This is a genomic window from Citrobacter arsenatis (assembly GCF_004353845.1).
In the GTDB taxonomy this organism is placed as follows: Bacteria; Pseudomonadota; Gammaproteobacteria; order Enterobacterales; family Enterobacteriaceae; genus Citrobacter; species Citrobacter arsenatis.
The window spans coordinates 1,174,761-1,186,500 of sequence record NZ_CP037864.1; the positions used below are offsets into that span (position 1 = coordinate 1,174,761).

Consider the following 11,740-nt stretch of genomic DNA (forward strand, 5'->3'; position numbering starts at 1 on the left):
TGCGCTCCATTACGCCTTGTTTTTGGCTTTTGAACGGGAGGTTCGTGATTCACCGATCAGCCAGTCAAAGATAAAAATAATCGCCAGCATCACCACGATCAGAATGGAACCGTAGGCAATCGCCACGCCGTATTCGCCGTCTTCCACGCGGTTCAGGATGTAGGCCGTCGCCACGCGGGTATCCGGAGTGACGAGGAATACAATGGCGCTGACGGTGGTAATGGCGCGCACAAAGCTGTAGATCAGCGCCGAGAGGATTGCCGGGCGCAGTAGCGGCAGCAGGATATGCGTAATGGTACGCAGGGAACCGGCGCGCAGGCTGAGCGAGGCTTCATCGAGCGATTTATCGATTTGGCCTAAGCCCGCGATGCCTGCCCGGATACCGACCGGGACGTTACGCATCACCATCGAGATAATCACGATGGCGGCGGTGCCGGTGAGGTACACCGGGGCGCTGTTAAAGGCCAGAATGTACGACACGCCCGCGACGGTGCCGGGAACGGCAAAGCACAGCATGGTGGTGAACTCGATGGTTTTTTTGCCTTTAAACTGCTGGCGCACCACAATCCAGGCAATCAGCAGGCCAAAGATGGCGGTGATCGGCGCGGCAATCCCGGCATAGAGCAGGGTGTCGAGCAGTGAAGGCCATGCGCCATCGCTCATCCCCTGGCCGAACAGTTTGGTGAAGTTAGCCAGCGTCAGGGTGTAGTCCACGCCCCAGTTAACGGTGAAGCTACCGTAGAAAATGCTGCCATACAGCAGGGCGTTAAAGGCAATCCACACCGCCAGCAGCGCGACGACGCTCCACACCAGCGTTACCGGCAGTGGCTGCACGTCGCCCCGGTAGGATTTACCGGAAACGGTGACGTACGAGCGTTTACCAATCCACATATACTGCACGCAGAATACCAGCAGCGAGAACAGCAGCAGGAAGGCACCCAGCGTACTGGCGGCCTGGTAGTCGAGCTGCGAACCGGTGATGTAAAAGTAGATTTGCGTTGCCAGTACGTCGAAGTTACCGCCGAGCACCAGCGGGTTGCTAAAGTCGGCCAGCGACTGCACCACCACAATTAAAAAGGCGTTCGCTAGCGCCGGTTTTAGCAGCGGGACAAACACGCCGTTAAAGGTCTGCCAGCGGCTGGCGCGTAGGGTGTATGACGCTTCTTCCAGCGACGGATGGATAGTTTTGATCGCCCCGTCGAGGATCATAAACGCCATCGGCGTAAAAGCCAGCACCTGCGCCAGCCAGATGCCGGTAAAACCATACAGCCAGTTGGTGTTGGTTAAGCCAAACCACTCGACCATAAATTCGGTGATGTAGCCGGAGCGTCCCATCATCAGCGTCACGCCTAAGCCGACGACAAACGGCGGGGTGACGATCGGCAAAATCGAGAAGATACGTCCGATGATGGCGCTGCGTCTGGCGATACGGGTGGTGTAGATTGCCAGTACCATACCAAAGAAGGTACAGCCGACGCCGACGGCAATCGACAGCATAATCGAGTTGAGGATCACCTGGATGATATGCGCCTGCGACAGCACAGTCATAAACGCCAGCGGGGCAAATTCTCCGGCGTCGTTGGTGAACATCGGAATGAAAATGGCGATGCTCGGCCAGACGATAAAAATACCGATCAGCGCGACAATCGCGGTGAGCGAGCCGATAACGAAACGGTCGCCGCCCAGCCATTCCAGGCGAGTGAGCGCCAGGGTCATGATCGCGCCAAGCGCCACAAACAGCACGATGGTGGCATAGCCTAAGCCGCGCCCTTCAAGGGTGGCGCTGGCGACAATAAAGGCCATACAGAAAAATGCCCAGCCCGCGTCAAGATAATGGCGGCTGCGCTGTTCGCGTCTGGCTTCATGGAATGGGCGCACCAGCAGCAGACTTGGCAGCAGATACCAGAGCCAACTGATATTGAGCTGTGACCAGCCGTAGGCGGCGAGTATTTCTTCGCGCGTGGACTCCAGCAGACCGTAGTCCAGGCTCCAGCTCGGGAGCAGGGCAAACGCCAGCCAGCCGAGCAAAATCCAAAGGAATATCGCATCCCGTTTTTTCACGGGATGGAGTGCAAGTGTGTGTGACATAGCGTTTCCGGTGTTCAATCCTGATCAAGGCCGGATAAGCGTATGCGCCATCCGGCATTCAGGGTGAAGATCGTTGCCGGATGCGGTGTTGCCTTATCCGGCCTACGTAACCTTATCCGATGAAGGTCGTCATGTTTTATTTACCCATCTTAACTTCGCTAACCCACTTATTGATCAACGCCTTACGTACGTCGGTCGAACCGTATTTATCCATGTCGTAATTGATAAGCTTCAGGTCGTCGAGCTTCAGCGAGTTAGGGGAGGTCTCGGCGGTGGTGTTGGTCAGGATCTGATAGGATTTACCTTGCTTCCACGCCAGCTCCTGCGCGTCTTTCGACAGCACCCAGTCAACGAACAGTTTGGCGTTGTCGACGTTGCGTGCACCTTTCAGGATGCTGACGCCGCCGATTTCATAGCCGGTACCTTCGCATGGGGAGATTAGCTCCAGCGGCGCGCCCTGTTCTTTCTCCAGCGAGTAGTCGTGCAGGAAACCGATGCCGATAGCCGTTTCGCCACGGGCGGCGTTACGCGCCGGGGCAATGCCGGATTTGGTGTACTGAGAGACGTTGACGTTGAGCTGTTTCAGGTAGTCAAAGGCCTGATCTTCACCCCACAGCTGGGCAAAGGTGGCCAGCGCGGTGTAGGCGGTACCGGAGCTTTGCGGGTCAGCAATCTGGATTTCGCCTTTGTATTCCGGCTTGGTCAGATCCTTCCAGCATTTTGGTACCGGCAGGTTTTTCTCTTTCAGGCGTTGGGTATTGACGCCAAAGCCCAGAATTCCGACGTAAACCGCCGAAGAGAGGTTACCTTTTACCTTCGCGGGATCGCGGAACTTCTCCATGATCTGCTCAAGGTTTGGTGATTTGTACGGCTGCAGCAGGCCCATTTCACCGGCCTGAGACTGTGGATCCAGCGTACCGCCGTACCACACATCCGCCTGCGGGTTTTTCTTCTCGGCATCGACTTTCGCCAGCGTACTGCCCGAGCCGTTACGAATGAATGAGGTTTTCACATCATATTTTTCACCGAAGGCTTTGGTTTCGGTTTCGCACATCTCGTTGGTGGCGCTGCAATACACCACCAGACGGCCCTGCGCCTGGGCTGCATTGCTGAAGGCCGCCAGCGTCAGAGCGGAAGCGATCAGGGTAGAGGTAAGCGTCAGTTTCATTGTTTTATCCTTTGACTGAGAGAAGGGGTAATGCCCGCAATGAGCAACGGCATCAGCAATAAACCCATAAAGACAGCGGCAACCGAGAGCAAACTGAACATTCCCGACCAGCCGTAATGTTCTATGACCAGCGACAGCGGCCAACCCGCCAGCGCGGCCCCCAGATAGGCGAACAGCCCGAGAAAACCGGTAATTGAACCTGCCGCCGCCTTGTGTCCGCATTCAACGGCTGCGAGGCCAATTAGCATCTGTGGGCCAAACACAAAAAAGCCCACGGTAAAGAAACACACTGCCAGTAGCGCATAATGGTGTACCGGCGCCAGCCACAGCGCGGCGACGGACACCATCAGCCCCAGTGTGAACAGCAAAATCATCGGCGCACGTTGACCGCTGAACAGCAGATCCGATCCCCATCCGGCAAACAGCGCCCCCAGCAAGCCGCCGACTTCAAACAGCATCACCGTGGCATTGGCGCTGAGCAGATTCACGCCGTGGCTTTCCGTCAGCCAGATGTTGCCCCAGTCGTTGAGCGCAATGCGGATCAAATAGACCAACACATACGACACGCCGAGCAGCCAGATCATCGGGTTCTTCAGCATGGTAGTGCGTAACATTTGCCACAGCCCCATCGGCGGGCTTTGCTGCTCCTGACGCAGTTCCAGCGGGTCATGCCGCCATTCCCCAACCGTGGGTAAACCTTCTTCCTGGGGCGTGCCTTTCAGTTGCAGAGTGAGCCAGATACCTAACGCCATGCTGATTATCCCCGGTGCCAGCATGGCTGCCTGCCAGCCCCACCAGTGGGCGGCAAAGGCGCTAATCAGCGGGATAATGGCGCCGCCGATGTTGATTGACATATTCCAGCAGCCCCACCAGAAACCGCGTTCGTTGCGCGAGTACCAGTGGGTCAGCAGGCGGGCGCAGGGCGGCCAGCCCCAGCCCTGAAAAAATCCGTTTAGCGTCCAGACCACCAGCAGCAGCGTCAGCGATTCACCAAAAGCAAACAGCACGTTTAAAACGCCGGTGGCAAACAGGCCAATGCCCATAAACGCGCGCTGTCCGTGGCTGTCGTGCCACAGCCCGGCGGTGAATTTCGACAGACCATAGGTCAGATAAAACAGTGACCCGAGCAGGCCGATATCGCCTTTATCCAGACCCAGATCCGTTTGCAGCGCCGGGAGGACGTAGTTAACACTTTTGCGCGTCAGGTAAAACGCCGCGTAGCCAATGACCATGCACATCAGCAGCTGTGGACGCAGCGTCCGGTATTGTTGGTCTGTTTCGCTGGCTGAACGTGCGTGCATGGCAGTCTCCGTTTGTGCTGACTATAGGAAAGTGAAAGCAAAAGGGGATGAGAGAAAGTCCGCAGTGACTAAGACTTTTTCCTGGTTAGCGGCTGATTTGTTGCAAATTTGTGGGCAGGTTAACAATTACCCGCGTGCCGTTGCTTGATTCGAGCGTCAGTTCGCCGCCAAGGGCGCTCACCCGCTCACGCATCCCCTGGATACCGAAACCGGGAATCTTTTCAGGCAGAATGCCGACGCCGTTGTCAGCGACGTCCAGAAACAAACGCTGTTCCCGCTGGCGCAGCGTAATTGACACGTCGCTGGCGTGAGCATGTTTACAGACGTTATTGAGTAACTCCTGCAGCAGGCGATACAGCGTGAAGCGCACCGTTTCGTTTTCTGGCGTGTTTTCAATCTGATAGTCAAATTGGCAGCGAATACCCCGTTCGGCAAAAGCAAATTCATTCACCAGATGCTGCAGCGCATCTTTAAAGGCCAGTTCATCGAGCGCGGGCGGGCGCAATTGGCGCAGCAGTTGGCGGGTGGAGTGGTGAATGCGTCGGGCAAGATCGTTGATCTGATTTGCCGCCTCGAGCGTTTGCTCACGACCCGGCGCGCGTTTGACCAGTTGCGACTGAATTTGAATGGCGGTGATGTTCTGACCAATTTCGTCGTGCAGCTCCCGAGCAAGGCTCTTGCGCGTGTTTTCTTCGGTGCGGATTAGCTGTTCGGTCAGCGCGCGTCGCGCCGCCAGTTCGGTTTCCAGGCGTTGGCGATAATGGTGCAGGTTTTGCGCCAGATGCTGCTGGCGGCTAATGGCGATGCCAAGACCAATACCCAGCAGCGCCTGGGTGGCGAGGAAAATCTCCAGCTCCAGTAAGTTACTGAACCCGACACCGATTTGTCGGGCGATGGTGATCATCATACTGCCGAGTAATCCGGACAACACGCCGCCCTGCCAGCCAAATTTCCACGCCATCACCACGTTCGGTAAGAACACCACGATCAGCAGCAGGCGTTCGATCTCTGGCGACAGCACCATCTGGGTGCCGATGCCAATAATAAAAAACAGGCTGCACCAGATGATAAGCGAGGTGCGCAGTGGGGGATTGGTGGTATCCAGCCCGAGCAGATGATAGCGGTGCTGCTGGCGCAAAAATTCATAGATCAGATAGACAAACGGCGTCAGCAGCACGCCGCCGGTAAACGACGCCAGACCTATTAACGTCGCCGGGCTTTGAATAAACGGTGAAAGCAGGGCGGTATTGAGCAATGAGGTAATTGTTACAGCGGCCAGCAGCAGCGTTAAGCGCTGCCAGTAAAGGGGGAAGCGGTGCCAGTATGACTGGCCGATGCTCGCCGGAATCAGGCTAATTAACGGTGCAACCAGCAGGATATAGCCATTCAATAATTGCTCGCTGTGTAGCCAGAACAACATCAGCACCGGCGGCAGTACCAACGCGGGCCAGTAACGGCGTGAAAGCAGGATTAACAGCGCGAGATAGACGCCGTGCGGCAGGAATAGAGCCGCCTGCTGGCCGTTGTGGGTCAGGTAAAACCCCAGCGTCCACAGCATCAGCCAGCCCGATCCCCAGGCCAGTAGAATAAACAGAGAAATAACCCAATGCCGAAGGCTACGCGACATTAATGCCCCGTCAATAGCTGGTGGTCGAGGGCAAAATGCACCAGATCGATGGTGCTGTGGCATTGCAGTTTGCCCAGCACGTTCGCCCGATGAACGTGCACCGTTTTGTGGCTGAGATCCAGCTTGAAGGCGATCTCTTTCACGCTGTCGCCTTTGACCAACAGATCAAACACTTCGCGCTCGCGTGGGGTCAGCACCTCCAGTACCTGCGCGGGTTGTTCACCGCCGCGAAGTGCCCGCAGCGCGTCGGCGCACAGGTAATGCCCGCCCATACCGACCGAACGTACCGCCTGCACCAGTTCCTCCGGTCCGCAGCGTTTGGTCAGATAGCCGCTGGCACCAGCATCCAGCGCGCTTTGCACAAACGTGGGCGAGTCATAAATGCTGAGAATGATGGCGCGGAAACCGGGCTTCTGCGCCCGTAGTCGTTTTAGCAGGCTCAGGCCATTTTCATCCGGCATGGCAATATCCATCACCGCAACGCTGACGTCATCATGCAGTAACGCAGGCCACGCCTGGGACGCGCTGCTGTACTGGCCGATGACGTTGAGATCGCCTTCGAGACTGAGTAATTGCGCAAAGCCGGAACGCACCACCACATGGTCATCCACCAGCACAACATGAATCATGATATTGCTCTCTTGCCTGACAATAGCGTCTATGATGCCTGCCAGCGCCGCGCTGGCAATCACCGGGGAGCGGTTATGTAACGAATGTAACAAAATCGCAATAATTTACAGCGAGTGTAGGCCTGATAAGCGCAGCGCATCAGGCATTGATTGCTGGATGGCGGCGCAAGCGCTTTATCCGGCCTACGTTCTGTAATGAGCGAAATAGCTAACTATTGCCGTTTTTTTTCTAAAAACGCTTTGTTCTTAGCCAGAATTTTTAATTCCTTTATCAAATTGTGCCGCAACGAAATACTGCCTCCATAACAAGACAGGGGAGCAGACAATCATGGCTATTTCATCGCGTAACGCACTTCTTGCCGCACTGGCATTCATCGCATTTCAGGCACAGGCGGTGAATGTCACCGTTGCTTATCAGACCTCCGCCGAACCCGCTAAAGTGGCACAGGCGGATAACACGTTTGCTAAAGAGAGCGGCGCTACCGTTGACTGGCGCAAATTCGACAGCGGCGCGAGCATCGTTCGGGCACTGGCATCCGGTGATGTACAGATCGGTAATCTTGGCTCCAGCCCACTGGCGGTTGCTGCCAGTCAGCAGGTGCCCATTGAGGTTTTCCTGCTGGCGTCAAAGCTCGGCAATTCTGAAGCGCTGGTGGTGAAGAAAAACATCAGTAAACCGGAAGATTTAATTGGCAAGCGCATTGCCGTGCCGTTTATCTCCACCACCCATTACAGCCTGCTGGCAGCGCTGAAGCATTGGGGGATTAAACCCGGCCAGGTAGAGATTGTGAACCTGCAGCCACCGGCGATTATTGCCGCCTGGCAGCGTGGAGACATTGATGGCGCGTACGTCTGGGCGCCTGCGGTCAACGCGCTGGAAAAAGACGGTAAGGTGTTGACCGACTCCTCTCAGGTTGGTGAGTGGGGCGCGCCGACGCTGGACGTATGGGTGGTGCGCAAAGATTTTGCCCAGAAGCATCCTGAGGTGGTGAAAGCCTTTGCCAAAAGCGCCATCGATGCGCAGCAGCCATATATCGCTAATCCTGATGAATGGCTGAAGCAGCCGGAAAATATCAGCAAGCTGTCGCGTTTAAGCGGGGTGCCGGAGGCGGATGTGCCAGCACTGGTGAAGGGAAACACCTATTTGACGGCGCAACAGCAAAGTGCAGAGTTAACCGGGCCGGTGAATAAAGCGATTATCGATACCGCGCAGTTCCTTAAAGAGCAGGGCAAAGTTCCCGCCGTCGCCACGGATTACAGTCAGTACGTGACCGATCGCTTCGTGCAATAAATAAGGAGGCGCTGATGCTGCAAATCTCTCATCTCGCCGCCAGCTACGGTGGAAAACCGGCGCTGGAGGATATCAACCTGACGCTCGATAGCGGTGAACTGCTGGTGGTACTTGGACCTTCCGGTTGCGGGAAAACCACGCTGTTAAATCTGATTGCCGGGTTTGTTCCGTATCAGCACGGCAGCATTACGTTGGCGGGTAAAAAAGTTGAAGGTCCAGGCGCAGAGCGTGGGGTTGTGTTCCAGAACGAAGGCCTGCTGCCCTGGCGCAACGTGCGGGATAATGTGGCCTTTGGGCTGCAGCTGGCGGGAGTGGATAAGCCCCAGCGCCAACGAATCGCTACGGAGATGTTGCAGAAAGTTGGGCTGGAGGACGCGGGAAAACGCTTTATCTGGCAGCTTTCCGGTGGGCAACGTCAGCGTGTCGGCATTGCGCGGGCGCTGGCGGCCAACCCGCAGCTGTTGCTACTCGATGAACCCTTTGGCGCGCTCGACGCTTTTACCCGCGAGCAGATGCAAACCCTGCTGCTGAAGTTGTGGCATGAAACGGGGAAACAGGTGCTGCTGATAACCCACGATATCGAAGAAGCGGTGTTTATGGCCACGGAACTGGTATTGCTGTCGCCAAGCCCTGGTCGGGTACTGGAGCGTCTGCCGCTAAATTTCGCCCGTCGTTTTGTGGCCGGAGAGTCGAGCCGCAGCATTAAGTCCGACCCGCAGTTTATCGCCATGCGCGAGTATGTGTTAGGTCGGGTCTTTGAACAACGGGAGGCATTTTCATGAGCGTAGTGATTAATGATAAACCCCGCCGCCAGCGCGCACTCAACTGGCGCTGGCCGTTCTCACGGCAGATTACCTTAAGCCTCGGTACGCTGGCCGTCATTCTGGCGGTGTGGTGGACGGTAGCGGCAATGCAGTTAATCAGTCCGCTGTTTTTACCCCCGCCGGGACAGGTTTTGCAAAAATTGCTCGTCATTGCCGGTCCGCAGGGGTTTATGGATGCCACGCTGTGGCAGCATCTGGCGGCGAGTTTGACGCGTATTGTTATCGCGCTGCTGGCGGCGGTGCTGCTGGGCGTTCCGGTTGGGATCGCGATGGGGCTGAGTCCGACGATGCGCGGCATTCTCGACCCGATCATTGAACTGTATCGTCCGGTTCCGCCCCTGGCCTATTTGCCGCTGATGGTCATTTGGTTTGGCATCGGTGAAACCTCCAAGATCTTGCTTATCTATCTGGCGATTTTCGCCCCTGTGGCGATGTCGGCGCTGGCGGGCGTAAAAAGTGCGCAGCAGGTGAGAGTTCGGGCCGCGCAGTCGCTGGGGGCCAGCCGTAAGCAGGTGCTGTGGTTTGTAATTTTGCCGGGGGCATTACCGGAGATCCTCACCGGGTTACGTATCGGGCTTGGCGTGGGCTGGTCGACGCTGGTGGCTGCGGAGCTGATTGCTGCCACGCGAGGCTTGGGATTTATGGTGCAGTCAGCCGGTGAGTTTCTGGCAACCGATGTGGTGCTGGCGGGGATCGCGGTGATTGCCGTTATCGCGTTTATTTTAGAACTGGGTCTGCGCACGCTTCAGCGCCGCCTGACGCCCTGGCATGGAGAAGTACAATGAGTGAACGTCTGAGCATAACCCCGCTGGGGCCGTACATTGGCGCACAAATCAGCGGCGCGGATTTAACGCGGCCGCTGAGCGATAATCAGTTTGAACAGCTTTACCACGCGGTACTGCGCCACCAGGTGGTGTTTCTGCGTGAGCAGGTGATTACGCCGCAACAGCAGCGGGCGCTGGCGCTGCGTTTCGGCGATCTGCATATTCACCCGGTTTATCCGCATGCCGAAGGGGTAGAAGAGATTATCGTTCTGGATACTCATAACGATAATCCGCCGGATAACGACAATTGGCACACCGATGTCACCTTTATCGCCACGCCGCCAGCGGGCGCGATTCTGGCGGCAAAAGAGCTACCATCAACTGGGGGTGACACCCTGTGGACCAGTGGGATTGCCGCTTATGATGCGCTTTCTGAGCCATTTCGCCAGTTGCTGAGCGGCCTACGGGCAGAGCATGATTTTCGTAAATCATTCCAGGAATATAAATACCGTAGCACGCCAGAAGAGCATCAGCGCTGGCTGGCGGCGGTGGCGAAGCATCCGCCCCTGTTGCATCCGGTGGTGCGCACGCATCCGGTGAGTGGCAAGCAGGCGCTGTTTGTGAACGAAGGATTTACTACGCGAATTGTCGATGTGACGGAAAAAGAGAGCGAGGCATTACTGCGCTTTTTGTTCGCGCATATCACTAAACCGGAGTTTCAGGTGCGCTGGCGCTGGCAGCCCAACGATGTGGCGATTTGGGATAATCGCGTGACGCAGCATTATGCAAATGCGGATTATCTGCCGCAGCGGCGCATTATGCACCGGGCGACGATCCTCGGGGATCAGCCTTTTTATCGGGCGGGGTGATTGTTGGTGGGTTTTTACTTATCGGGCCTGAAACTGTCGGCCCGATAAGGCGAAGTCGCCATTCGGCAACAAAGTGATTAGCGCAGGATTTTTTTCTCAGCCAGATCCAGTGCGAAGTAGCTGAAGATCAGATCCGCGCCAGCGCGTTTGATCGAGCCTAAGCTTTCCAGCACCACTTTCTCTTCATCTATAGCCCCCGCCATTGCCGCGAACTTGATCATCGCGTATTCACCGCTGACCTGATAAGCGCCAATCGGCAGCTCGGTGCGTTCGCGGATATCGCGCAGAATATCGAGGTAGGCGCCAGCCGGTTTGACCATCAGGCAGTCTGCGCCCTGGGCTTCATCCAGCAGCGATTCGCGGATCGCTTCCCGACGGTTCATCGGGTTCATCTGATAGGTTTTACGATCGCCTTTCAGCGCCGTACCTGCGGCTTCACGGAACGGGCCGTAGAAAGAAGAGGCGAATTTGGTCGAGTAAGACATGATCGCAGTATCTGTGAAGCCCGCGGCGTCCAGCGCCTGGCGAATCGCCTGTACCTGACCGTCCATTGCGGCGGAAGGGGCGATGAAATCTGCGCCCGCTGCGGCGGCAACGACAGCCTGTTTGCCGAGGTTAGCCAGGGTTAAATCGTTATCAACGCCGTGCTCGCACAGAACGCCGCAGTGACCGTGTGAGGTATATTCACAGAAGCAGGTGTCGGACATGACAATCATTTCCGGTACGGTCTGCTTGCAGATACGCGACATACGTGCCACCAGACCATCTTCTTTCCAGGCATCGCTGCCGGTGTCATCGGTATGGTGGGAAATGCCGAAGGTCATGACCGAGCGGATGCCTGCATTGGCAATGCGTTCAATCTCGCGCGCCAGATGCTTCTCTGGAATGCGCATCACGCCGGGCATGGCGTCGATAGCTTTGTAATCGTCGAGTTCTTCTTCAACAAAGATCGGCAACACCAGGTCATTTAAGCTCAGTGTTGTCTCTTCAAACATAGCGCGTAGCGCAGGTGATTTGCGCAGGCGGCGAGGGCGTTGGATTAGGTCTGTCATGGGATGCCTGATGTTTGTGGAATCGAAGGCCGTAGTATACCCGAACCTGAGGGCCGGTGGTTTACGAAAGTTGGCGTTATATCAGGATTTCCCGTGATGAAAGGCTGAATCATTAGAGCAATTTATT

At 56.4% G+C, this 11,740-nt stretch carries 10 protein-coding genes; 4 read left to right on the forward strand and 6 right to left on the reverse strand.

Annotation, left to right across the window (positions count from 1 at the left end):
* Positions 1-9: 9 nt before the first annotated feature.
* From E1B03_RS06485 to E1B03_RS06505, 5 genes are all read right to left on the reverse strand, one after another.
* A complete protein-coding gene (locus tag E1B03_RS06485) occupies positions 10-2,088 on the reverse strand; it encodes an ABC transporter permease (RefSeq protein ID WP_133085878.1) in 2,079 nt (692 codons plus the stop codon).
* Positions 2,089-2,224: 136 nt separating this feature from the next.
* Positions 2,225-3,256, reverse strand: coding sequence for an ABC transporter substrate-binding protein (locus tag E1B03_RS06490; RefSeq protein WP_133085879.1), 1,032 nt, complete (start codon positions 3,254-3,256; stop codon positions 2,225-2,227).
* Positions 3,253-4,557 carry an MFS transporter family glucose-6-phosphate receptor UhpC gene (gene uhpC, locus E1B03_RS06495; RefSeq protein WP_103771064.1) on the reverse strand — a complete coding sequence of 435 codons (1,305 nt, stop codon included), beginning with the start codon at positions 4,555-4,557 and terminating at the stop codon, positions 3,253-3,255. Before uhpC ends, E1B03_RS06490 begins: the two co-directional genes overlap by 4 nt.
* Before the next feature lie 85 nt (positions 4,558-4,642).
* The gene (locus E1B03_RS06500; RefSeq protein WP_103771065.1) at positions 4,643-6,184 is read right to left on the reverse strand and encodes an MASE1 domain-containing sensor histidine kinase; all 1,542 of its coding nucleotides are present in this window, start codon (positions 6,182-6,184) and stop codon (positions 4,643-4,645) included.
* Entirely contained in the window at positions 6,184-6,813 is a 630-nt protein-coding gene (locus E1B03_RS06505) for a response regulator transcription factor (protein ID WP_133087196.1), read from the reverse strand. The genes E1B03_RS06500 and E1B03_RS06505 overlap by 1 nt, the downstream gene beginning before the upstream one ends.
* A 328-nt stretch (positions 6,814-7,141) precedes the next feature.
* Here E1B03_RS06505 and tauA point away from each other — a divergent pair, with 328 nt between their 5' ends.
* Genes tauA through tauD form a run of 4 tightly spaced genes read left to right on the forward strand, consistent with a single transcriptional unit; the run spans position 7,142 to position 10,561 of the window.
* The gene (tauA, locus tag E1B03_RS06510; RefSeq protein WP_103771067.1) at positions 7,142-8,104 is read left to right on the forward strand and encodes a taurine ABC transporter substrate-binding protein; all 963 of its coding nucleotides are present in this window, start codon (positions 7,142-7,144) and stop codon (positions 8,102-8,104) included.
* Positions 8,105-8,118: 14 nt separating this feature from the next.
* A complete protein-coding gene (gene tauB, locus E1B03_RS06515; RefSeq protein WP_133085880.1) occupies positions 8,119-8,886 on the forward strand; it encodes a taurine ABC transporter ATP-binding subunit in 768 nt (255 codons plus the stop codon).
* Positions 8,883-9,713: a taurine ABC transporter permease TauC gene (gene tauC / locus E1B03_RS06520; protein WP_133085881.1), complete on the forward strand. Its 831-nt coding sequence runs from the start codon at positions 8,883-8,885 to the stop codon at positions 9,711-9,713. The genes tauB and tauC overlap by 4 nt, the downstream gene beginning before the upstream one ends.
* Complete coding sequence (tauD, locus tag E1B03_RS06525) at positions 9,710-10,561, forward strand: taurine dioxygenase (protein ID WP_133085882.1); 852 nt, start codon at positions 9,710-9,712, stop codon at positions 10,559-10,561. The genes tauC and tauD overlap by 4 nt, the downstream gene beginning before the upstream one ends.
* 77 nt (positions 10,562-10,638) lie before the next feature.
* On the opposite strand, the gene hemB is transcribed toward tauD, so the two are convergent.
* Positions 10,639-11,613 carry a porphobilinogen synthase gene (gene hemB, locus E1B03_RS06530; protein ID WP_043015354.1) on the reverse strand — a complete coding sequence of 325 codons (975 nt, stop codon included), beginning with the start codon at positions 11,611-11,613 and terminating at the stop codon, positions 10,639-10,641.
* Between the last annotated feature and the right edge of the window lie 127 nt (positions 11,614-11,740).

What these genes read in the sequence shown, in the direction of transcription:
- E1B03_RS06485 (WP_133085878.1), bottom strand. Translation starts at nt 2,088, where the DNA reads ATGTCACACACACTTGCACTCCATCCCGTGAAAAAACGGGATGCGATA.
- E1B03_RS06490 (WP_133085879.1), bottom strand. Translation starts at nt 3,256, where the DNA reads ATGAAACTGACGCTTACCTCTACCCTGATCGCTTCCGCTCTGACGCTG.
- uhpC (WP_103771064.1), bottom strand. Translation starts at nt 4,557, where the DNA reads ATGCACGCACGTTCAGCCAGCGAAACAGACCAACAATACCGGACGCTG.
- E1B03_RS06500 (WP_103771065.1), bottom strand. Translation starts at nt 6,184, where the DNA reads ATGTCGCGTAGCCTTCGGCATTGGGTTATTTCTCTGTTTATTCTACTG.
- E1B03_RS06505 (WP_133087196.1), bottom strand. Translation starts at nt 6,813, where the DNA reads ATGATTCATGTTGTGCTGGTGGATGACCATGTGGTGGTGCGTTCCGGC.
- tauA (WP_103771067.1), top strand. Translation starts at nt 7,142, where the DNA reads ATGGCTATTTCATCGCGTAACGCACTTCTTGCCGCACTGGCATTCATC.
- tauB (WP_133085880.1), top strand. Translation starts at nt 8,119, where the DNA reads ATGCTGCAAATCTCTCATCTCGCCGCCAGCTACGGTGGAAAACCGGCG.
- tauC (WP_133085881.1), top strand. Translation starts at nt 8,883, where the DNA reads ATGAGCGTAGTGATTAATGATAAACCCCGCCGCCAGCGCGCACTCAAC.
- tauD (WP_133085882.1), top strand. Translation starts at nt 9,710, where the DNA reads ATGAGTGAACGTCTGAGCATAACCCCGCTGGGGCCGTACATTGGCGCA.
- hemB (WP_043015354.1), bottom strand. Translation starts at nt 11,613, where the DNA reads ATGACAGACCTAATCCAACGCCCTCGCCGCCTGCGCAAATCACCTGCG.